The sequence below is a fragment of the Micromonospora sp. TSRI0369 genome, assembly GCF_001905625.1.
In the GTDB taxonomy this organism is placed as follows: Bacteria; Actinomycetota; Actinomycetes; order Mycobacteriales; family Micromonosporaceae; genus Micromonospora; species Micromonospora echinospora_A.
The window spans coordinates 138,196-159,763 of record NZ_LIVU01000001.1 but is presented as its reverse complement, the minus strand read 5'-3'; the positions used below and the strand labels follow the sequence as shown (position 1 = coordinate 159,763).

Genomic DNA, 21,568 nt, shown 5'->3' with positions numbered 1-21,568 from the left:
GATGGATTTCGGCGTACTGCGCAGGTGGTGGCCGGTCGCCGCGGTGACGGTGCTGCTCGCGCTCGCCGCGTTCGCCGCCGGTCACTCCGCCATCGGGGCCAGCCGGATCCCGCCCGCGGCCGACACCATCCCGTACGTGCCGGACTACCCGTCGCCGGAGGCGGTGCCGTCGTACCCGGTGGAACCCCGCGACGTCGGTGAGTCCACCTCGGGCGGCGTGCCCGGCTGGCTGGCCACCGCCGCCGTGGCGTTGCTGTCCGCGGCGGTGCTGGGCGCGATCGGGTACGTGCTGTGGAACGTGCTCCGGGGCGCGCTGCGGCGTACCACCCGTGCCGTGCCGGTGCGGCGCACCCGGCGTACCGCCGAGGGGACCGCGCGTGAGGTGGTGGCCGCGCTCGACGCCGGGCTCGTCGAACTGGACGACCGCTCCACCGACCCGCGGACCGCTGTCATCGCCTGCTGGGTACGCCTGGAGGAGGCCGCCGAGGACGCGGGCGTGCCACGGCACACCGGCGACACTCCGACCGACCTGGTCGCCCGGTTGCTGCGCGGCGACCCGGAGGCCGGCATCCCGGCGATCGCCAGCGCCGACGTGCTCGACGGTTTCGCGCACGTCTACCGGGAGGCCCGGTACGCCACGCACCCGGTCGACGAGCACACCCGCGACCAGGCGCGCGCCGCGCTGCGGCGGCTGCGCGGTGAGCTGACCAGCCTGGCGGGGGAGAGGTCGTGAGCACGAGCATCGACGACCTGCTCTCGTTCGGCGAGGAGCCCGCCGGGGAGGATGTGCGGCCCTCGGGCGGCGGTCGGGCGCGCGCGCTGCTGCGGACCGCGGCGGTCACCGCCGCCGTCGTCGTGGTGATAGTGGTCGGGCTGCGCGCTGTCGGCCTGAAGGTGCCGCTCTGGATCGTCGTGGCCGGAGTGCTCGCCGTGCTCGCGGTACGCCGGGTCACCACGGCGCTCTCACCCCCGCCGCCGCCCCGCGCCGGTGCCCGCGCGCCCGCGGGTGAAGAGCCGGGCACCTGGAACTGGTCCGCCCGGGACGCGTTGCGCACCGCGATCAACGGCTGGGAGCGCCCGCTGGACTGGTCCGCCGACAACCGGGAGCGGTTCACCGAACGCATCCTGCCCCGCCTCGGCGAGCTGGCCGACGAGCGGCTGCGCCAGCGCCACGGCGTCACCCGCGAGTCCGATCCGGCCCGCGCCCGGTCGGTGCTCGGCGAGCCACTGTGGACGTTCCTCACCACCCCCGCCCGCCGCCCTCCGTCGCCGCGCGACCTCGCGGCGATCGTCGCCGAACTGGAGAAGATCTGATGAACGACGTGGACCGGAGCATGGCCCCCGCCGAGGTGGGCCGGCTCGCCCGGACCGTCCTGGAGGCGGTCGGCACCGTCGTGGTCGGCAAGCGGGACGCGCTGGAGCTGGTGCTGGCCGGCATCCTCGCCGGTGGTCACGTGCTGCTGGAGGATCTGCCCGGCCTGGGCAAGACGCTCACCGCGCGCTGTTTCGCGCAGGCGCTCGGGCTGGACTTCCGGCGGCTCCAGTTCACGCCGGATCTGCTGCCCGCCGACGTGACCGGCTCGTTCCTCTACGACCAGAGCAGCGGCGACTTCGCCTTCCGGGCCGGGCCGGTGTTCACCAACCTGCTGCTCGCCGACGAGATCAACCGGACGCCGCCGAAGACGCAGTCGGCGCTGCTGGAGGCGATGCAGGAGAAGCAGGTGTCGGTGGAGGGCGTGACCTACCGGCTGGACGAGCCGTTCCACGTGCTCGCCACCGCCAACCCCATCGAGTACGAGGGCACGTACCCGCTGCCGGAGGCGCAGCTCGACCGGTTCCTGCTGCGGGTGTCGTTCGGCTACCCGACCCACGACGAGGAGTGGGACGTGCTGCGCCGCCGGATCGCGCGCCGCCGCGAGGAGGCCGAGATCAAGCCGGTGGTGGACGCCGCCACGCTGCGCGCCATGCAGGCGGCGCTGGAGGACGTGGTGGTCGAGGACTCGGTCGGCCGGTACATCGTGGCGCTGGCCGCCGCGACCCGGGAGCACCCGTCCGTGCTCGTCGGCGCGTCCCCGCGCGGCTCGCTGGCGCTGCTGCTGCTGTCCCGGGTCCGGGCGGTGCTCGCCAACCGGGACTACGTCGTGCCGGAGGACGTCAAGGCGGTGGCGGCGCCCGCGCTCGCACACCGGATCACGCTGCGGCCGGAGATGTGGCTGCGCCGGGTCGACCCGGCGTTCGTGGTCGGCGAGGTGCTGGAGTCCACGCCCGCCCCGGCCAGCGGCGCGCTGCCCAGCTACGCCGCCGGGCGTTGATGGACCGGGCCGAGGCGGCGAGCGGCTGGGTGCCCACCTGGGCGCTCGGCCGGGCCGTGCTGCTCACCGGCGTGCTGCTCGTCGCCGCGGTGCTGCTCGGCCGCATCGACCTGGTGGTGCTCGCCACGCCGTTCGCGCTCGGGACCGCGTACGCGCTGCGCCGCCGCCCGGCCGGGTTGCCGGAGCTGGAGCTGGGCGTCGGGGACACCCACCTGGTCGAGGGCTCCCCGCTGGCCGCGACCGTCGCCGTGGCCAACCCGGACCTGGTCGGGTACGACCTGGCGGTGGTGCGGACCCGGATGTCGCGCTGGCTGCGGGTGGAGCAGGTCGGCTTCGGCGGCACCGGGCTGGACGTGAGCCGCTCCGGTGGGGCGGACCGCCCGTTCGTCACCTCCGTGCCCCGGGGCAGCGCCGTCGACCTGGAGCTGACCGGCACGGCGCTGCGGTGGGGGCGGCACCCGATCGGGCCGGCCGGGGTGCGGGTCGCCGCCGCCGACGGGCTGCTGGTCTCCCGCGCCGTGATCACCGAACCGATCCGCGCCCGGGTCTATCCGCGTACCGAGCCGTTCGACGCGGTCGAGGCGATGCCCCGGGCCGCCGGGCTGGTCGGCGCGCACCGGTCGCGGCGGCCGGGGGAGGGCGGCGAGCTGGCCGGGGTACGCGTGTTCGCACCCGGCGACCGGCTGCGCCGTATCGACTGGCGGGTGTCGCTGCGGGCCCGCCAACTGCACGTCGCGGCGACGCTCTCGGACCGGGACGCCGAGGTGGTGGTGCTGCTGGACGTGCTGGCCGAGGCGGGCCGCTCCGGTGGCGTGAACGGCCCGGCGTCGGTGCTGGACACCACGGTGCGGGCCGCCGCCGCGATCGCCGAGCACTACCTGCACCGCGGCGACCGGGTGTCGATGCTGGAGTACGGCCCGGCCGCTCGCCGGCTGCGTCCGGCCACCGGGCGGCGGCAGTACCTGACCGTGCTGGAGTGGCTGCTCGACGTGCACGCCGAGTCGTCCCCGCACGAGCCGTACGACCAGGTCTTCGGCCCGCAACTGCTCTCCTCGGACGCGCTCGTGGTGGTGCTCACCCCGCTGCTCGACGAGCGGTCGGCGCAGATGCTGGCCCGGCTGGCCCGCGGCGGCCGGTTCGTGGTGGCGGTGGACACGCTGCCGGCCGAGCTGCCGATGCCGAAGGAACGGGGCTGGGCCGAGGTGGCGTACCGGCTGTGGCGGCTGGACCGGGACACGATGATCGGCCAGCTCCGCGAGCACGGCGTGCCGGTGGTGCGCTGGGCCGGCGCCGGCAGCCTGGACGAGGTGCTGCGCGACGTGGCCCGGCTGGCGACCGCCCCGAAGGCGGGTTTCAAATGACGGATGCTCTGATGGAGCGGGTGCGGGCCCTGCGGTACGCGGCCGCCCGGGTCAGCCCGCTGCCGCTGCTGGTACGCGGCGGCATCTTCCTCACCGTGCTGGCCGGCTTCCTGCTCGCGTACCCGGTGCAGGCCCTCACCGCGCGCTCGCTGCTGGCCCTGGCGGCGGCCGCGGTGCTGCCGGCGTTCGGGCCGCGCCGGATCTGGCCGACGTTCACCGCGCTGGTGACTGTCGCCGGCTGGCTGCTGGCCACGCTCGGCTTCGACCGGCCGCCGGCGCTGTGGCGGCTGCTTGCCGTGGCGACGCTGCTCTACCTGGCGCACTCGCTCTGCGCGCTCGCCGCGCTGCTGCCCTACGACGGGCTGATCGACCCGGACGTGGTGTTCCGGTGGCTGGGCCGGGCGGGCGGCGTGGTTCTCGCCAGCGCTGTGCTCGGCGTGGTGCTGGCGTGGCTCGGTGGGGTCGGCGGGACGGACGGTTCGCAGGCGGCGACAGTGGTGGGGCTGCTGGTGGCGGTGGGGCTGAGCGCGCTGCTGGGCTGGCTGCTGCGTCGCAGGTGACGCAGCGTTCCGGTGACGTTGCGCAGGTCACACCGGTTGTGCTCCGTCACAGAAGGGGGTCTCGCGCGGGATTACCGGGGGCCCCCGGGGAAAGATAGATGACGTGAACCCGAAGCGGATCCTTGTCGTGGGTGCCGGTCACGTGGGCCTGTACGCCGCTCTGCGCCTGTCCAAGAAGCTGAGCAGCCGTGAGGCCGAGGTCATCGTCGTCGACCCGCAGCCGCACATGACGTACCAGCCGTTCCTCCCGGAGGCATCGGCGGGCAACATCTCCCCGCGGCACGCCGTCGTGCCGCTGCGGCGGGAGTTGCGTAAGTGCACCGTGGTGGCCGGCACTGTCACCCGGATCGACCACGACCGCATGACCGCCGTGGTGCAGCCGATCAGCGGCCCGGCCCGGGAGATCCAGTACGACCACGTGGTGGTCGCGCCCGGCTCGGTCTCCCGCACCCTGCCGATTCCCGGCCTGCACGAGCACGGCATCGGGTTCAAGACCATCGGTGAGGCCATCTACCTGCGCAACCACGTGCTGGACCGGCTCGACGTGGCGGCCTCCACCACCGACCCGGCGGTACGCAGCCGGGCGCTGACGTTCACCTTCGTCGGCGGCGGCTACGCCGGCATCGAGGCGCTCGCCGAGATGGAGGACATGGCCCGCGACGCGCTGCGCTACTACCCGGAGCTGAAGCCGGAGGAGATGCGCTGGGTGCTGGTCGAGGCGACCCAGCGGGTGCTGCCCGAGGTCGACCGGGACATGGGCGCCTACACGGTGCAGCAGCTGATGAAGCGGGACATGGACATCCGCCTGGACACCCGGCTGGAGTCCTGCGTTGACGGTGTGGTGAAGCTCTCCGACGGCGACAGCTTCCCGTCCGACACCATCGTCTGGACCGCCGGTGTGAAGCCGTCGCCGATGCTCGACGCCACGGACTTCCCGCGCGACGAGCGCCGCCGGGTCACCTGCCGGCCGACACTGCAGATCGTGGACGGCGACCGGGTGGTCGAGGGCGCGTGGAGCGCCGGCGACTGCGCCGCGGTGCCGGACCTGACCAAGGAGCCGGGCAACTTCTGCTCGCCGAGCGCCCAGCACGCGGTGCGGCAGGCGGCGCGGATGGCCGACAACATCGCCAACGTGATCCGCGGGCGCGAGCCGGTCGACTACAAGCACAAGCACGCCGGCAGCGTGGCCAGCCTCGGCCTGCACAAGGGCGTGGCGCAGGTCTACGGCATCAAGATGACCGGCTGGCCGGCCTGGTTCATGCACCGGACGTACCACATGTCGCGGATCCCCTCGTTCAACCGCAAGGTGCGCGTGGTGGTCGACTGGACGCTGGCGTTCTTCCTCAAGCGTGAGGTGGTCGCGCTGGGGCAGCTGCACGACCCGCGTGAGGAGTTCGCCGAGGCGTCCGCCCCGCCGGTCGCCGCGCGCGTCTGACGGATCCGGCGCGGGGACTTTCCGAACGGAAAGTCCCCGCGCCGTTTTCGTGGCTCAGAACCGCCAGGTCCAGGCGTCGGCGAGCCGCGTACCCGGCCGCCCGAACAGCTGCTCCAGGGTGCGGCGCAGCATCTCCGCGTGCGGCGCGTCGTCGGTCACCGCGACGCAGGACGCGCGCCAGAACTCGACGTCCCGGGCGGCCTGGCGGCGCTGCCGGTCGCCGACCGCGGGCGCCACGCCCCGCCGGGCCACGTCGGCGAGCAGGGCCGAGGTGGGGCGTTGCCAGGTGCCCATGGTGGCCGAGCCGCCCCGGCCGTACGGGCCGATGAAGAAGCCCTCCGGCATGCCGAAGTCGACGCCGGTGGCGGTGGCCCAGCGCATCGGCCAGGGGTCCTGCGGGGTGGCGGTGGGCACCGGTACCAGCACCCCGCCGGGGCGTACGCACTGCCGCCAGTGGCCGCCGGTGACGAACTCGGGCAGCGGCGGCCGGTCCATCGTGGGCAGCGGTGTCGGCAGGACGCTGAGCACCGCCGCGCCGACCGCGATCGGGACGGCCCGGCGGACTCGGCCGGATTCGCCGAGCGCCCGGTGCACGGCGAGCGTGAGCACGGTGCCGACCAGCGGCAGCACCGCCAGCGCGAAGCGCATCGGCAGCGCGCCGTCCACCACCGGCAGCCCGGCCAGCAGCCGGTACGGGCCGGGGAGCCCGGTCCGTTCGCCGCCGATCATGACCTCGGGGCCGAGCGCGAGCGCGGCAGTGACCAGCGCGCCGGCCACCAGCGCCACCACCAGGGGCCGCCGGCCCAGCCAGGCCGCGCAGCCGACCGCCACCAGCAGCAGCGGCCAGCCGAGGAACATGGTGAACTCGGCCGGACCGGTGGTCAGCCGGACCGCCTCCGGGCTGCCGAACAGCGTCAGCGCGGAGAGGCGGGTCCAGCCGGCCAGGTCGGCGGAGAAGTAGGCGGGCGGGAACATCCCGTCGGCGACGCCCTGCGGGCCGGCGAACTGCACCCAGAGCGGGTACGCCAGCACCGGCAGCGCCAGCCCGGCGGCGCCGATCAGTCCACGGGCGAAGCCGGGACCGGCCCGGCGCAGCAGATCCCGGTCGGCCAGCCCGTACGCGACAGTCATCACCGCCAGCGTGAGCGCGGTGAGGAAGAGCACCTCCTCGCCGACGAACACCTGGACGGTGACGACCGCGGCGAGCCCGGCCGCCGACGACGCCGTCCGCCGCCGGTCAGGGCCGTCCGGGCGCCCGGCCGGGTCGGCGGCGCGCAGCAGCCGGACCACCAGCCAGACCAGCACCGGGACCAGCCACTGCGCGGTCATGTGCAGGTGGCCGTTGCTCTGCGAGACCATGCCCGGCCCGAAGCCGCACAGCGCCGCGCCGAGCCCGGCGGCGAGCCGGCGGGCCCGCAGGACACGGGTGAACAGCAGGTACCAGGCCAGCGCGGTGCCGGCCATGTTGAGCGCGACCAGCAGCGCGAACGTGACGGGAGCCCCGAACGCCAGCGTGACCGGGGCGAGCAGCACGCCGAGCGCGACGACCGAGGTGTTCGCCATCAGGTTGACCCCGTCCGGCGCGTTCAGGCGGTCGCTGACCAGGCTCAGCTCGCCGCGAAGGGCGCGCGCGTCGAGCGCCAGGAACCACTCGTACAGTGTCTGGTCCGCCGGGTTGAGCGCGAGCACCCGCGCGCCCGGCGCCGGCCAGAGGCCGTGGGTGAGCCAGCCGGCGAGCACGACGAACGCCAGCCCCACGAGCAGATCCGCGCGGTGCCGCCGGACGGCGGCCGCCATCCGCCGCGTGACCGCCGCCGGGCGCACCGCCCGGACCTGATCCGGCCGGAGGGCCGTGCGGGCGGCGCTGGTCACGGCCTCGACCATAACGGCCGCAGCCGTCGGGGTACGCCGCGTCGCGGCCGAGCCGCTACGGTGAGATCTGCACCGCGCGTGTCGGCGCGCCGGTGTCACCCGCCCGGGTGGTGGAACGGCAGACACGGCCGCCTTAAAAGCGGCTGCCGCAAGGCGTGCGGGTTCGACCCCCGCCCCGGGCACATGAACTCTCAGCTTTCCCACAGCTAGCTGTCGCACGCGCGATTGCGGCCACGTTTACCCTGGAGTAGCACGTCTACGTGCGATCGACCCCCTGAGGGAGGCCTGAGAAGTGAAGACCTCGAACCCGGTGCTCGCCCGGCTCGGCCAGGCGGCGGAGCGTGAGCGGGCGGCCGGGTACGCCCAGCCCGGGCCTTACGGTCAGCCCGGATACCCCCAGCAGTACCCCCAGCAGCAGTACCCGCAGCAGCCCTACCCGGGCGGCTACGGCCAGCCGGTGGCCCCGCCCACCGTGACCCCGATGACGCTCGACGACGTGGTCGTCAAGACGGTCCTCATGCTCGCCATCCTCGGTGCCTCGGCCGCAGCGGCCTGGGTGCTCGTGCCGGACTCGCTCGTCGGCGTGGCGTGGATCGGCGCCGCGGTGGTCGGCCTGGTGCTGGGTCTGATCATCTCGTTCTCCCGGATGGCCAACCCGGCGCTCGTGGTGGCGTACTCGATCATCGAGGGCGTCTTCGTCGGCATGGTCAGCAAGGCCTTCGAGGCGCGGTACGACGGGATCGTGCTCCAAGCCGTGGTGGCGACCTTCGGCGTCTTCTTCCTCATGGCGATGATCTACAAGGCGCGGATCATCCGGGCCACCCCGAAGTTCGCCCGCATCCTGGTCTCGATCATGGCAGGCCTCTTCGCGGTCATGCTGATCAATTTCGTGTTGTCTCTGGCCGGCGTGAACACTGGCTTGCGGGATGGCAGCAAGTTGGCCATCGGGTTCAGCCTGGTCTGCATCGTGGTGGCGTCGCTGAGCTTCGTGCTCAACTTCGCTGACATTGAGGAGGGGGTCCGGATGGGCCTCCCGCAGCGCTACTCGTGGACGGCCGCCTTCGGCATCGTGGTCGGCCTGGTGTGGCTCTACATCGAGATCCTGCGGCTGCTCAGCTACTTCCAGGGCGACGACTGACCGACGCCCGCCGCCGACGCCCGCCTGCCGCATCCGCGGCGGCGGGCGTCGCCGTTTTCCCGCCCCTTCCGGGCCGCCCGGGGCAGAGTGGGACTCGGGTACGTCGGCGGGAGGTGGTCACGGTGCGCAGTGCCAATCCGGTGCTGGACCGGCTGGACGACGTCGGCCGCGCCGAACGGCAGGTGCTCGGGGTCGGGACCGCCGACGCGATGACGGTGGCCGACGTGGTGAGCCGGACCGTGGGGCTGCTGCTGGTCACCGGCGTCACGGCGGCGGTGTCCTGGGTGCTGATGCCGGAGGCCGCGTGGATCTCCGCCGCGCTGGCCGGAAGCGCGCTGGCCAGCCTCGCCCTGGTGCTCGTCATCTCGCTGAAGCAGATCACCAGCCCGCCGGTGATCGTCGGGTACGCGGTGCTGCAGGGGCTGCTGCTCGGCGTGGCCAGCCGCGCCTTCGAACTGGTCTACCCGGGCATCGTGGTGCAGGCGGTGGTCGGCACGTTCGGCGTCTTCCTCGGCATGGCCGCGCTCTACCGGGCCCGGCTGGTACGCGCCACCCCGCGCCTGGCCCGCCTGGTCATCGGCACGCTCGTCGGGATCGTGGCGATCGGCCTGGTGAACCTGTTCGCGTACCTGTTCACCGGGCGGCAGGGCGTGGCCGTCTACAGCCTCAGCGACCGGGTGGGCTGGCTGCCGTACGTGTTCTCGGTGGTGGCGATCATCGCCGGCGCGCTCAGCTTCGTCCTCGACTTCGACCTGGTCGAGCGGTCGGTGGCCAACCGGCTGCCCCGCCGCTACGCCTGGTACTGCGCGTTCGGGCTGCTCGTCGGGTTGATCTTCCTGTACTGGCAGATCCTGCGCCTGCTCAGCTACGTACGCCGCTGACCGTAGACTCGGCGGCGATGAGCGCAGCGGAACTGGACCGGGCGGTGACCCTGCTGGTCCGACAGGTGCAGCACTGGCAGCAGCCGCGCTGGTCGGCTCCGGCCGGGGGCGGCAACGTGTCCCGGGCCGACCTGGTGCACAAGCTGGTCCAGGAGATCGCCAACCTGGCCGCCGACGCGGCGGGTGAGCCGCGCCGCGATGTGCCCCGGCTGCCGAGCGACCTGGCCCTGCCCGACCAGCTCCGCGTGGTCGCCGCCGACCTGACCCTGGCCGCGCCCCCCGAGCCCGTGCTGACCGAGGCCACAGAGGCGATAACCCGAACCCGCGCCACCCTCTGACAGCCCCGCCCCCTGTTGGGCTGATCATGAGGTTGGCGGCGACAAAACGGACGCGAATCCCCGCCAACCTCATGATCGACGGGGTGGAGGGGTCGGTCAGGGCTTGAGCCAGCGGCGGACCTTGCGGCGTCTTGCCCGATCGCGTGCCCGCAGGACGGCGGGGCGGTCGTGGCCGGCGGCCTCCGCCTGCCTCGCGTGCAGCAGGCCGTAGGTGAACGTGTTCTCGCCGTCGGCGTACGCCTGGAGCGCCTGCCGCCGGAGCGTCTCCCGGGTCACCACCGAGTCCTGGTGGGTGCCGAGCAGATCCTGGAGGGCCTTGAACCGCTTCACCAGGCGGGCAGCCGGTCTGCCGGCGCTCGGCTCACGCACCTCCACCGCGTACCGGGCGGCCTTGTGCTTCTTGCGCGCCTCGTGCAGCGCCGCGTCCCCGGCCGGCCCGTCGACAGTGAGCGCCCGGTCCAGCCGCTCGTCCGCGCGGCGTACCGCCTTGCCGATCCGGCGGTCCACCCAGCGCCGGCCGACGTCGGCGGGCGCGCCGTCGACCAGCCGGTCCAGGCGGGCCAGCAGCTCGGGACAGCGGTCGGAGTCCAGCGCGGACCGCAGCGCCACCGTCGCCCCGGCCAGGTCGGCCGCGAACCGCTCACCGATCCGCGCGGCCACCGGGCCGAGCACCAGATCGTCCGGCAGATCGTGCACCGCCTCGGTGAGCCGGGCGGCCATCACCTGGGTGTCGCGGACCCGGCCCAGCTCGCCGCCGAGCCAGCGCAGCTCGGCCCGGACCGCCTCGCTCTCCCGGCGATCCCACAGGCCCCGGAACGTCCGCAGCGTCGCCCGCAACCGGCGGGTCGCGATGCGCATGTCGTGGATCGCTTCCTCGTCACCCTGGTACGCGGCCGCGTGGTTGCCGACGATCGCGTCCCGCTGCGCCCGGGCGTACCCGAGAACCGGACCCGCGGGGCCGTCAGCCGGCTCGTCGTCGAAGCGCTCGATCCGGCCGGCGACGGCCCGGTGCGACTTGCTGACCGCCACCTCCCGGGCGCCGGCCGCGCCCAGCCGCTCGCCCAGCGCGTCGAGCAGCCCTTCGTCGCCCTCGACCAGCTCGATCTCGATCTCGTGCCACGTCCGCGCGGCGCCGTCCACCAGATCCTCGGACCGGACGTCGTCCTCGGCCACCTCGGCCAGCACCCGGCCGTCCGCGTCCAGCAGCCGGCGCTCCCGGCGATGGTTGACCACCCGGGCGGCCGGCGCGACCGGACGGCCCCGCGACGCGCCCCGGATCAGCGCGACCAGCTCGGCCGGCGGGCCGTCGTCGGAGGCCCCGGCCGGGAACTGGTGCTCGACCCGCGCGCCGCCGACCGCGCCCACCTTCAGATGCCAGCCCGCGTCGTGCCCGCCGGTACGCCGGCGCAGCGCGTGCCCGCTGCGCAGCAGGAGCAGGTCGTCGGTGTCCCAGTAGACGGCGTCCAGATCCGAGACGGTGGCGTCGGACATGGTCACGACGCCACCGCACCCGGTCAGGTCGGGCAGTTGGAAACCCTCGTCGCCGGAGTACTTGCGCTCACGTTCCACGACGGTGGCCATACGGCCTCCCGTACCCGGCCCGCGCCCCGGCGAACCGGTCTCAGCTCAGCCGCTCCAGCACCATCGCCATGCCCTGGCCACCGCCGACGCACATGGTCTCCAGGCCGATCGTCTTGTCGTGCCACTCCAGCGCGTTGAGCAGCGTGCCGGTGATCCGGGCGCCGGTCATGCCGAACGGGTGGCCGACAGCGATAGCGCCACCGGCGACGTTCAGCTTCTCCTCCGGGATGCCGAGCTGCCGGTACGAGGGGATCACCTGCGCGGCGAACGCCTCGTTGATCTCGACCAGGTCGACGTCGTCGATGGTCATGCCGGCCCGCTTCAGCGCCTGCTTCGACGCCTCGACCGGACCCAGGCCCATGATCTCGGGGGAGAGCCCGGTGACACCGGTGGAGACGATCCGGGCAAGCGGGGTGAGGCCCAGCTCGGACGCCCGCTCGGCGCTCATGATCACCACGGCGGCGGCGCCGTCGTTGAGCGGGCAGCAGTTGCCCGCGGTGATCCGGCCGTCCGGGCGGAACACCGGCTTCAGACCGGCCACGGCCTCCAGCGTCACCCCGGCGCGCGGGCCGTCGTCGGTGCTGACAACTGTGCCGTCGGGCGTGGTGACCGGGGTGATCTCGCGGGCCCAGAAGCCGTCCGCGATCGCCTTCTCGGCGAGGTTCTGGCTGCGGACGCCGAACGCGTCCATGTCCTCGCGGGTCACGTCGTACACCTGGGCCAGGTTCTCCGCGGTCTGCCCCATGGCGAGGTAGATGTCGGGGAGCTGCCCGGCCTCGCGCGGGTCCGTCCACACCTCGGCGCCACCCTGGGCGCGGGCCGCGGAACGCTCCCGCGCCTCGGCGAAGCGGGGATTCTCCCAGCCGCCGCCGACCAGCGCCTGCGCCTCCGGCGGCAGCGTGTCCGAGTTGCCCCGGGCGTACCGGGAGACCATCTCCACACCGGCGGAGATGAACACGTCACCCTCACCGGCCCGGATCGCGTGCATCGCCATCCGCGTGGTCTGGAGCGAGGACGCGCAGTAGCGGGTCAGCGTGGCGCCGGGCAGGCCGTCCAGGCCCATCAGGGTGGCGACCACCCGGGCCATGTTGAAGCCCTGCTCGCCGCCGGGCAGGCCGCACCCGAGGTAGAGGTCGTCGATGGTGGTGGGATCGAGCGCCGGGACCTTGTCGAGGGCGGCCTGGACGATGGTGGCGGCGAGGTCGTCCGGGCGGACCTCGCGGAGGGAACCCTTGAACGCGCGGCCGATGGGGGACCGGGCGGTGGCGACGATGACGGCGTCGCGGGGCGACTCAATCGGCATGAGCCAACGTTAACGCGCCAGTAACATGCGCGGGAAGGCGTACAGCGGGCGGGAAATGTCACCCCGTGGGCGGTCGGCGGTGGTGCCGGAACGCGACAGTCGCCGCCGCCTCGACCGCCGGCAGCAGGGCGTGCGCCCAGACCCGGTAGCCGTCGGCGGACGGATGGAAGCCGTCGTGGCAGAGCGTGCCGGCATCCGCGCGGAACACCGGTCCCGTCTCGGTGCCCAGGTCAACCACCGTGCCCCCGGCGTCCAGCACGGCCGCTGTCTGGGCCCGCGCCATCCGCCGGCCGGACCAGCCGAGCACCTGGCGCAGCGGGGCGGCGACCGCGCGTACCGCGCCGAGGTCCGGGCAGGTGCCCACCACCACCTCGACGTGCGCCTCCCGCAGCCGGCGTACCGCCGAGCCGAGATAGGCAGCCGCGTCACCTGGACGACCCAGCGCGGTCGCGTCGTTCGCCCCGATCAGCACCACCGCCACGTCGGGCCGCTCGCCCAGCAGCGCCCGGGCCACCTGGGTCGCCAGGTCGGTGGCGCGGGAGCCGGAGACGCCGACGCTGGACAGGTGCACCCGGCGGCCGTGCGGCCCCTCGGCGAGCAGGTTCGCGAGCTGACCGCCGATCGTCTCCTCGAAGCGGTCGACGCCGACGCCGAGCGCCGACGAGTCGCCGAGCAGCACCAGCCGCAGCGGCGGCGCGTCCGCCCGGCCGACCGAGGCGCGCAGCACCAGACCCAGCTCGGGCTGTGCGTACTCCCGGCTGCGGGCGGCGATGGCCTGCCCGGCGAGGACCGCCGCGCCGCCCACCGTGCCGGCCAGCAGCGACAGGGCCGCCGCCCGGCCCCACCGGGCCGCCTCACCGCGCTCGCTCATGACAGCACTCCGCTTCGCTCCGTGCCGCCACGAGGCACCTCTGCGCTGAGCCGGCTGATTCGCTCGCTCATGCCGTTTCCTCCAGGGTGGCCGAGTCGGCGGCGCTGCCGGTCGGGGGCAGCGCGCCGACGCCGAAGAAGGCCCGTCGGCGAAGCTGCGCCCAGCGGCCGCCGGGCCCGCGGTCGCGGCCCCGGAGCTGGGCGCCGCTGACCTCCGTACCGGCGTGCCGGGCCGCCTCGTGAGCCGCCTCCGGGAGCGACCGTACGCCTTCCACGCCGGGCAGGACAGGCCTGCGCTCCGGGACGGCGCCCAGCGCGGACAGCACGGTGGGCAGCAGGGCCGCCGCGGCGATCGCATACCCCTCGGCGGAGGGGTGGAACCGGTCCCAGGCGAACATCCGGCCGGGCTCGGCGGCGAACCGTGGCCCGAGCATGTCGCCGAGCGAGACGGTACGGCCACCGGCCTCCACCACGGCCACCGTCTGGGCGGCGGCGAGCTGGCGGCTCCAGCGCCGGGCCAGCCAGCGCAGCGGCGGCTGGATCGGCCGGATGGTGCCCAGGTCGGGACAGGTGCCGACGACCACCTCACAGCCGGCCGCCCGCAGCGTGCGGACCGCGTCGACCAGGTAACGCACTGCCAGCGCTGGCGGCGTGCGGTTGGTGACGTCGTTACCGCCCACCAGGATCACCGCCACGTCCGGCTCGACCTCCAGGGCGGACTCGACCTGCGGCTTCAGCCCGGCCGACAACGCGCCCACCACGGCGAACCGGTGCAGGCGTACCGGCCGGTGCAGGCGGCGGGACAGCCCGGTGGCCAGCAGCGAGCCGGGGGTCTCCCGGCGCCTGTGCACGCCGTAGCCGGCCGCCGAGGAGTCGCCCAGGACGACCACGGTGACCGGCGGGCCGGGCAGCCTCGCGCCGTAGACACCGTCGCAGCGCGGCGGCGGGGCCTGCGCCATCGGGATGGTGCGGCGGGCCTGCCGGGCCTGACCGAGCAGCACCCCGCCGGTGGCGGCGGTGGCCGCCACCGTGGCGCCCGTGCCGATCGCCGCGAGGCGGGCGATGTGCCGGGCGCGCTGCCAGCGGACCGGCGCGACGGAACCAGCGTCCCCCATGAACCGACAGTATCGCGCCGGTACGACCCCCACTGTCCGCGATCGGATGGCTGGGCGGTGCCCGGATTGGGTACCGATGGGGGTAGCGGGCGCGGGCTTGCCACCGGGCCGCACCATGGTCGGGCGGAGAGGGGCGAAAACATGGGGAAGACGTTGAAGCGCAGCGCCGCGTTCGCCGCGCTGGCCCGGGCGCTGGCGGCGGGTACGCGGGGCGGGCCGTCGCTCGGGGCCCGGCTGGCGGCGCTGCCGCGGATGATCCGCGCGACCACCCGGGGCGAGTACGACGGGGGCCTGCGCCTGGCGCTGATGGCCGGGGCGACCGCGTACATCGTCAGTCCGATCGACCTGCTGCCGGAGATCCCCCTGGCGATCTTCGGGCTGGCCGACGACGCGGTGATGGTCACCTGGCTGGCCGGCAGCGTGCTCGCCGAGACCGAGCGGTTCCTGGAGTGGGAGGCACGTCGCAGCTCGGTCATCCCGGGGCATGTGGTGCCCTGACGACACGTACGCTGGTCGGCGAACTGACGGCTGACCGACCGCCCCACGACGGCGGCGCGACGAAGGGCACAACGAGGTGCAGTACTACGACAACGTCGTCGAGTTGATCGGCAACACCCCGCTGGTCCGCCTGCGCAACGTCACCGAGGGCATTCAGGCCACCGTGCTGGCGAAGGTGGAGTACGTCAACCCGGGCGGCTCGGTCAAGGACCGGATCGCGCTGCGGATGGTGGAGGACGCCGAGAAGGCGGGCATCCTCCGCCCGGGCGGCACGATCGTGGAGCCGACCAGCGGCAACACCGGCGTCGGGCTGGCCCTGGTGGCCCAGCTCCGGGGCTACCGGTGCGTCTTCGTCTGCCCGGACAAGGTCAGCCAGGACAAGCAGGACGTGCTGCGCGCGTACGGCGCGGAGGTGGTGGTCTGCCCGACCGCCGTCGCGCCGGAGGACCCGCGCTCCTACTACAACGTCTCCGACCGGCTGGCCCGGGAGATCCCCGGCGCGTGGAAGCCCAACCAGTACAGCAACCCGGCCAACCCGCGCTCGCACTACGAGACCACCGGCCCGGAGCTGTGGAAGCAGACCGAGGGCAGGATCACTCACTTCGTCGCGGGCGTCGGCACCGGCGGCACCATCTCCGGCATCGGCCGCTACCTCAAGGAGGCGTCCGAGGGCCGGGTGAAGGTGATCGGCGCGGACCCGGAGGGCTCGGTCTACTCCGGCGGCACCGGCCGGCCGTACCTGGTCGAGGGTGTCGGTGAGGACTTCTGGCCGGAGACGTACGACCGGTCGGTCGCCGACGAGATCGTCGAGGTGTCGGACAAGGAGTCCTTCGAGATGACCCGCCGGCTGGCCCGCGAGGAGGGCCTGCTGGTCGGCGGCTCCTGCGGCATGGCGGTGGTGGGCGCGCTGGAGGTGGCCCGCAAGGCCGGCCCGGACGACGTGATCGTGGTGCTGCTGCCGGACGGCGGCCGCGGCTACCTGTCGAAGATCTTCAACGACAAGTGGATGGCCCGGTACGGCTTCCTGGACGACTCCGGCACCGAGCCGACGGTGGCCGACGCGCTCGCCGGCAAGCCCGGCGGCCTGCCCGAGCTGGTGCACGTGCACCCGACCGAGACGGTCCGCGACGCGATCGACTACATGCGCGAGTACGGCGTCTCGCAGCTTCCGGTGCTGAAGGCCGAGCCGCCGGTGGTGACCGGTGAGGTGGCCGGTTCGATCGCGGAGAAGGACCTGCTCGACGCGCTCTTCACCGGCCAGGCTCACCTGCACGACACGATCGAGCGGCACATGGGCGAGCCGCTGCCGATGATCGGCGGCGGGCAGCCGGTGAGCGAGGCGGTCGGGCTGCTGGAGAAGGCGGACGCGGCGCTGGTGCTTGTCGACGGCAAGCCCAAGGGCGTGCTGACCCGCCAGGACCTGCTCGCCCACCTCGGAGCCCGCTGACCCTGCGCGTGCAAGGAAGGGCCCCTTATTAACACGTGGTGTTAATAAGGGGCCCTTCCTCTACCGGAGGCGTTAACAGGGGGCCCTTCCTTACACCTGGCGGGCGTAGCGGAGCTGGGGGACGAGCGCCGAGCCGATGTGCTCGTCCCGCTGCTCACCGGTGGCGGCCCAGCCGCCGCGCTCGTAGAAGCGGCGCGCGGCGGCGTTGTCCCGCAGCACCCACAACGCCGCCCGGGTCCACCCGCGGGCCCGCATCGCGTCCAGCGCGTCCACCATCAGCGCCCGCCCGGTGCCCCGCCCTCGCTCGGACGGCTCCAGGTGGATCGCGTTCAGCAGCCCGGTCGCCGGGTCGCCCTCGTCGTCCGGCCCGAGGTAGCTGAAGCCCACCAGCCGCCCGTCCCGCTCGGCCACTGTCATCCGGTGGTCGGCGCCCTCCCAGGTCAGCCGCTCCACCCAGTAGCGGCCCATCGCCTCGGGCGTCGGGTCGGCCAGCGTTTCGGGCGGCAGGAACGACGAGTACGCCGCCACCCGTGAGCGCTGGTGCAGGGCGCCGACTACCATCAGGTCGGCCTCGGTCGCGGAACGTAGGGAGATCGTCACCCGGGCGACGGTACCCGCCGGGGCGGCACCGGAACCGTCAGCAGATCCTCGGCGATCACCAGATCACCGGTGAAGTGTTCCCGGGCCTCGTCGTGGAAGCGGCGCGGGTCGGCGTACCGCTGGGAGAAGTGGGTGAGCACGAGCGTGCGTACCCCCGACTCGGCCGCCACCCGCGCGGCCTGACCTGCGGTGAGGTGCCCGACCTCGGCGGCGAGTGCCGCCTCCGACTCCAGGAACGTCGACTCGATCACCAGCAGGTCGGCGTGCTCGGCCAGCGCGTACACCCCGTCGCAGAGCCCGGTGTCCATCACGAACGCGAACCGCTGCCCGGGCCGGGTCACGCTCACCTCGTCCCGGGTGACGCGGCGTCCGTCGCGGTCCAGGTGGCCGTCGCGCAGCAGCCGCCCCACCTCCGGACCGGCGATGCCGTACGCGGCCAGCCGCTCCGGAAGCATCCGGCAGCCGTCCGGCTCGACCAGGCGGTATCCGTACGTCTCGATCGGGTGCCGCAGCCGGCGGGCCTCCAGCGTGCCGACGCCGAGCGTGATCCGCTGCCCGTCGGCGTCGATCGGCTCGACGGCGAGTTCGGCGGTCTCGTAGAAGCTGGAGGCGTGGCGCAGCCGGGCGAAGTACTCGGCGCCACCGGCCGGGAAGTGCACAGCCACCGGGTGCGGTACGCGGTCCAGCGAGAGCCGTTGGATCATGCCGGGCAGGCCGAGGCAGTGGTCGCCGTGGAAGTGGGTGACGCAGATCCGGGTCAGGTCGGTGGCTGTGACACCTGTGTGCAGCATCTGCCGCTGGCTGCCCTCGCCCGGGTCGAAGAGGATCACCTCGTCGTCCCAGCGCAGCAGGTAGCCGTTGTGGTTGCGCTGCCGGGTCGGGGCCTGGCTGGCCGTACCGAGCACCACCAGCTCACGCATGGACACGGCATCCTCCCGAGCGCAAAAAGCGACCCCCGGGGCTTCCGCGCTCGCGCGCGGGCCGGCTGGACTGGGCCGGCACCCCGGGGGTCGGGTGGCTGTCGTGGTTTCGCCGCACCGCTGCCACACGGTCTCGACGATCCTGCAGGTGCCCGCCTCGCGGCGGACGAGATTTCACTGTCGAGGACAGCGGCTAGCGGACAGCCACCTCACGAGTCCGATTGCTATACAAGTCTGGACCACCTCCTTTCCCGTGTACCGCCACGCTATCCACTTCCCGGCGGCCGCGGCAACGGATTTCGATCACAGGCCCGGTCAGTCCAGGCCGATCGGGCCCTCGCGCGGGCCATCCTCGTTCGCCGGCTGCACCGCCAGCGACGGGAAGTCGGCCAGGTCGCCCTCCGGCTCGGCGTCCCACTCCGGGAACACAAGCGGGCTCTGGAGGTAGAGGCAGAGCAGCTGGGTGAGCTGGTGCAGGCCGTCGAGGTGGGTGCGCTCGTGGCCGTGGGTGGCGTCCACCCCGAAGCCGAGCAGCGCCACCCGGGCGTGCGCCCCGGCCTCGACCGCGGCGGCCACGTCCGAGCGGTAGTAGTCGAACACGTCCCGGACCAGGTCGACGCCGTGTTCCTTGGCGATCGAGGCGAGGTTGCGGGTCAGGTGGTAGTCGAACGGGCCGACCCCGTCGCCCATCGCCAGCGTCGCAGCGGTCTCCCGGGACTGCTGGCCCGGCGCGACCACCGCCGCGTCCACCGAGACGATCTCCGCGACGTCCGGGTCCAGCCCGTGGCTGGCGCCGTGGCCGATCTCCTCGGTGACGGTGACCAGCAGGTGCGCGGTGACCGCCGGGGTGACCCCGGCGTCGACCATCGCCTTGAACGCGGTAAGCACCGCCGCCACGCCCGCCTTGTCGTCCAGGTGGCGGGACTTGACGTACCCGTTCGGGGTGATGGTCGGGTTGGGCAGGAACGCCACGAAGTCGCCGGCGTCGATGCCGAGCGCCCGCAGCCCGGCCTCGTCGTGCACCGGCTCGTCCACCCGCACCTCGACCAGCTCCCAGCCGACGCCCTGGAGGTCGACCGCCTCGTTGTAGCGGTGGCCGCTCGCCTTCAGCGGCAGCACCTGGCCGGTGACGACCCGCTCCAGGTCGTCGGTGAAGATCCGCACGTGGGCGCCCTCGGCGAAGCGGGCGCTGTGCGTACCGATCGGGTTGACCTCCAGCCGGCCGTTCTCCTTGAGCCGCTTCACCATGCCGCCGATGGTGTCGGTGTGCACCACGATCGCCCGGTCGGCGCCGGTCGACCGGGGGCCGGGCAGACAGGCGCTCAGCGCCCCGCGACGGGTCAGCGTGGAGCTGATCCCGATCGCGGAGAGCCGCTCGCCCACGTACTGCTGGATGTGGTCGGTGCGCCCCGACGGGCTGGGGATCTCCAGCAGCTCCACCAGCACCTGGCGGAGGTAGTCGAGGTCGAGCTTGAGCGGTTGGGGCTTGCGTGCGGTCATGCCCCAGAGCTTGCCGCACCGGCAGGCGACCAGAGTCGCTGCGGTGCCCGGGTACCCGGGAAGAGCAGGTCGACGAAGCGCTCGGCAGTGGGCTGCGGTTCGTGGTTGGCCAGTCCGGGCCGCTCGTTCGCCTCGATGAACACGTGTTCCGGCCGGTCCGGGGCGGGGACCAGCAGGTCCAGCCCGGTGACCGGGATGTCCAGCGCCCGGCTCGCGGTGACGCACGCCTCGGCGATCGCCGGGTGCAGCTCGGCGGTCACGTCGTGGATCGTGCCGCCGGTGTGCAGGTTGGCCGTCCGGCGTACCGCGAGCACCTCGCCCTCCGGGAGCACGTCGTGCATCCGGTACCCGGCCTCGGCCACCACCTCGCGGGTCATGTCGTCGATCGGGATGCGGGACTCGCCCCCGGTCGCGGCGGCCCGGCGGCGGCTCTGCCGCTCGATCAGCTCGGTGATGTCGTGCACCCCGTCGCCGGTGATCTGCGCCGGGCGGCGTACCGCGGCGGCGACCACCTCGTGGTCGATCACCACGACCCGCAGGTCCTCGCCCGCGCGCAGCTCCTCGATCAGCACGTCCGGGCAGAACCGGCGCGCCAGCTCGACGGCCGCGGTCAGCGCCTCCGGCGTACGCACGCCGACGGTGATGCCGTTGCCCTGCTCGCCGCGCGCCGGCTTGACCACCACCGGGCCCACGTCGTTCAGGAACGCCACGTCGTCGGGCTCGCCGGTGGCGGTGCGCCCGCGCGGCACCGACAGCCCGGCCTCGGTGAGGATGCGCCGGGTCACCCGCTTGTCGTCGCAGCGGCTCATGGCCACCGCCGACGTCAGCTCCGACAGCGACTCGCGGGTGTGGATGGTCCGGCCGCCGGTGGTCAGCTTCAGCTCACCCCAGTGCGGGTCGGTCACCTCCACCCGGATGCCGCGGCGCATCGCCTCGTCCGCGACGATCTTCGCGTACGGGTTCAGCTCGTCGTACCCCTGCGGCATTGCGGGCAGGAACAGGCGCTCGTTGATCGGGTTCTTCCGCTTCACGCAGAGCGTGCCGGTGCGGTGGAAGCCGAGGCGCTCGTACAGCCGGATCGCGCCCGAGTTCTCGGCCAGCACGGACAGGTCCACGAACGCCCGGCCGCGCCCGTCGAGCCGGTCGGCGAGCGCGGTGAGCAGCGCCTGCCCGGTGCCGGGCGGGGCGGTGTTGAAGTCCACGGTCAGGCACCACAGGCTGGCGCCGTTCTCCGGGTCGCCGAAGACCGCCACGTGGTCCACGCCGGTGATGGTGCCGACCACTTCACCTGTGGTGTCCTCGGCCACCAGGTGCAGGAACCGGTCCGTGCCGGCGTTGTCCACCAGCACCTCGACCGGGGCGGTGACCATGCCGTTGCGCGCGTAGATCCGGTTCACCGCCTCGGCGTCGGCGGCGTCGCGCAGCGGCCGGACGGTCAGCCCGGGCACCTCGCCGCCCTCGGTGGCGGCGGGACGCTTCTCGCCCAGCGGCAGCCGGTAGGTCAGCGACGGGTCGATGAACAGCTCGTCCGGCAGCCGGGACACCAGCACGTGGGGGTCGCGCAGGTAGATGCAGATGTCCCGGGCGCCGACCGCCTCGGAGCGCAGCACGTCTGCCACGTGCACCTGGTCGTCGAACGTCTGCCCGAACACCAGCCGGCCCCAGCCGCAGTCCAGCACCACGCCCGAGGCGTCGGTGGACGCGGTCTCCGGCTGTCGCGGCTCCGGCGTGCCCGGTGCGACCGGGTCACCGCCGGGGCCGATGCGTTCCCGGCGGCGCCCCAGCACCCGTTCCCGGTCGGTACGCGCCGTTCCGGTGGCGAGGGTGTCGGTCACTG

At 73.7% G+C, this 21,568-nt stretch carries 19 protein-coding genes, 1 tRNA gene and 1 pseudogene; 12 read left to right on the top strand and 9 right to left on the bottom strand.

Annotated elements, in window-relative coordinates; translation table 11 throughout:
- Position 1 precedes the first annotated feature (1 nt).
- From AMK25_RS00710 to AMK25_RS00685, 6 genes are all read left to right on the top strand, one after another.
- Entirely contained in the window at positions 2-733 is a 732-nt protein-coding gene (locus tag AMK25_RS00710) for a DUF4129 domain-containing protein (RefSeq protein ID WP_073824948.1), read from the top strand.
- On the top strand, positions 730-1,314 hold the full coding sequence (locus AMK25_RS00705) for a hypothetical protein (RefSeq protein ID WP_073824945.1): 585 nt from the start codon (positions 730-732) through the stop codon (positions 1,312-1,314). Before AMK25_RS00710 ends, AMK25_RS00705 begins: the two co-directional genes overlap by 4 nt.
- Positions 1,314-2,312, top strand: a complete 999-nt coding sequence (locus AMK25_RS00700; protein WP_073824943.1) for an AAA family ATPase — start codon at positions 1,314-1,316, stop codon at positions 2,310-2,312. Before AMK25_RS00705 ends, AMK25_RS00700 begins: the two co-directional genes overlap by 1 nt.
- Positions 2,312-3,673, top strand: a complete 1,362-nt coding sequence (locus AMK25_RS00695; RefSeq protein WP_073824941.1) for a DUF58 domain-containing protein — start codon at positions 2,312-2,314, stop codon at positions 3,671-3,673. The genes AMK25_RS00700 and AMK25_RS00695 overlap by 1 nt, the downstream gene beginning before the upstream one ends.
- Positions 3,670-4,233, top strand: a complete 564-nt coding sequence (locus AMK25_RS00690; RefSeq protein WP_073824938.1) for a hypothetical protein — start codon at positions 3,670-3,672, stop codon at positions 4,231-4,233. The genes AMK25_RS00695 and AMK25_RS00690 overlap by 4 nt, the downstream gene beginning before the upstream one ends.
- 103 nt (positions 4,234-4,336) lie before the next feature.
- Positions 4,337-5,668, top strand: a complete 1,332-nt coding sequence (locus AMK25_RS00685; protein WP_073824937.1) for an NAD(P)/FAD-dependent oxidoreductase — start codon at positions 4,337-4,339, stop codon at positions 5,666-5,668.
- A 54-nt stretch (positions 5,669-5,722) separates the two neighbouring features.
- Here the strand turns inward: AMK25_RS00685 and AMK25_RS00680 are convergent, their stop codons facing one another.
- The gene (locus tag AMK25_RS00680) at positions 5,723-7,540 is read right to left on the bottom strand and encodes a hypothetical protein (RefSeq protein ID WP_241826205.1); all 1,818 of its coding nucleotides are present in this window, start codon (positions 7,538-7,540) and stop codon (positions 5,723-5,725) included.
- A 101-nt stretch (positions 7,541-7,641) separates the two neighbouring features.
- Between AMK25_RS00680 and AMK25_RS00675 the strand changes: the two genes are divergently transcribed.
- The 4 genes from AMK25_RS00675 (at position 7,642) to AMK25_RS00660 (ending at position 9,897) form a co-directional block, all read left to right on the top strand.
- Positions 7,642-7,722, top strand: a tRNA-Leu gene (locus tag AMK25_RS00675).
- A 110-nt stretch (positions 7,723-7,832) separates the two neighbouring features.
- Positions 7,833-8,678, top strand: coding sequence for a Bax inhibitor-1/YccA family protein (locus AMK25_RS00670; RefSeq protein WP_073824932.1), 846 nt, complete (start codon positions 7,833-7,835; stop codon positions 8,676-8,678).
- A 122-nt stretch (positions 8,679-8,800) separates the two neighbouring features.
- Positions 8,801-9,559, top strand: a complete 759-nt coding sequence (locus AMK25_RS00665) for a Bax inhibitor-1/YccA family protein (protein WP_073824930.1) — start codon at positions 8,801-8,803, stop codon at positions 9,557-9,559.
- Positions 9,560-9,576: 17 nt separating this feature from the next.
- A complete protein-coding gene (locus AMK25_RS00660) occupies positions 9,577-9,897 on the top strand; it encodes a hypothetical protein (protein ID WP_073824927.1) in 321 nt (106 codons plus the stop codon).
- A gap of 96 nt (positions 9,898-9,993) precedes the next feature.
- Here AMK25_RS00660 and AMK25_RS00655 read toward each other — a convergent pair whose 3' ends face one another.
- From AMK25_RS00655 to AMK25_RS00640, 4 genes and pseudogenes are all read right to left on the bottom strand, one after another.
- Positions 9,994-11,478 carry a CYTH and CHAD domain-containing protein gene (locus AMK25_RS00655; protein ID WP_073824925.1) on the bottom strand — a complete coding sequence of 495 codons (1,485 nt, stop codon included), beginning with the start codon at positions 11,476-11,478 and terminating at the stop codon, positions 9,994-9,996.
- A 40-nt stretch (positions 11,479-11,518) separates the two neighbouring features.
- Complete coding sequence (locus AMK25_RS00650; RefSeq protein WP_073824922.1) at positions 11,519-12,781, bottom strand: acetyl-CoA C-acetyltransferase; 1,263 nt, start codon at positions 12,779-12,781, stop codon at positions 11,519-11,521.
- 58 nt (positions 12,782-12,839) lie between these two features.
- Positions 12,840-13,652, bottom strand: a complete 813-nt coding sequence (locus AMK25_RS00645) for an SGNH/GDSL hydrolase family protein (RefSeq protein WP_073824920.1) — start codon at positions 13,650-13,652, stop codon at positions 12,840-12,842.
- A pseudogene (locus AMK25_RS00640) lies at positions 13,649-14,766 on the bottom strand (SGNH/GDSL hydrolase family protein). Before AMK25_RS00640 ends, AMK25_RS00645 begins: the two are co-directional and overlap by 4 nt.
- Positions 14,767-14,907: 141 nt before the next feature.
- Here AMK25_RS00640 and AMK25_RS00635 point away from each other — a divergent pair.
- Both AMK25_RS00635 and AMK25_RS00630 read left to right on the top strand, forming a co-directional pair.
- Positions 14,908-15,264, top strand: a complete 357-nt coding sequence (locus AMK25_RS00635; RefSeq protein WP_013474058.1) for a YkvA family protein — start codon at positions 14,908-14,910, stop codon at positions 15,262-15,264.
- 76 nt (positions 15,265-15,340) lie between these two features.
- Positions 15,341-16,711: a cystathionine beta-synthase gene (locus tag AMK25_RS00630; protein ID WP_073824917.1), complete on the top strand. Its 1,371-nt coding sequence runs from the start codon at positions 15,341-15,343 to the stop codon at positions 16,709-16,711.
- A gap of 90 nt (positions 16,712-16,801) precedes the next feature.
- On the opposite strand, the gene AMK25_RS00625 is transcribed toward AMK25_RS00630, so the two are convergent.
- The 4 genes from AMK25_RS00625 to ngg all read right to left on the bottom strand — a co-directional run bounded on the left by AMK25_RS00625 (position 16,802) and on the right by ngg (position 21,566).
- Positions 16,802-17,311, bottom strand: a complete 510-nt coding sequence (locus AMK25_RS00625) for a GNAT family N-acetyltransferase (protein WP_073824914.1) — start codon at positions 17,309-17,311, stop codon at positions 16,802-16,804.
- Positions 17,308-18,237: a ribonuclease Z gene (locus AMK25_RS00620; RefSeq protein ID WP_073824911.1), complete on the bottom strand. Its 930-nt coding sequence runs from the start codon at positions 18,235-18,237 to the stop codon at positions 17,308-17,310. The genes AMK25_RS00625 and AMK25_RS00620 overlap by 4 nt, the downstream gene beginning before the upstream one ends.
- A gap of 309 nt (positions 18,238-18,546) precedes the next feature.
- Positions 18,547-19,731: an osmoprotectant NAGGN system M42 family peptidase gene (locus AMK25_RS00615; RefSeq protein WP_030501323.1), complete on the bottom strand. Its 1,185-nt coding sequence runs from the start codon at positions 19,729-19,731 to the stop codon at positions 18,547-18,549.
- Positions 19,728-21,566 (bottom strand): N-acetylglutaminylglutamine synthetase, encoded by a 1,839-nt coding sequence (ngg, locus tag AMK25_RS00610; RefSeq protein ID WP_073824908.1) that lies wholly within the window; start codon positions 21,564-21,566, stop codon positions 19,728-19,730. The genes AMK25_RS00615 and ngg overlap by 4 nt, the downstream gene beginning before the upstream one ends.
- Positions 21,567-21,568 lie beyond the last annotated feature (2 nt).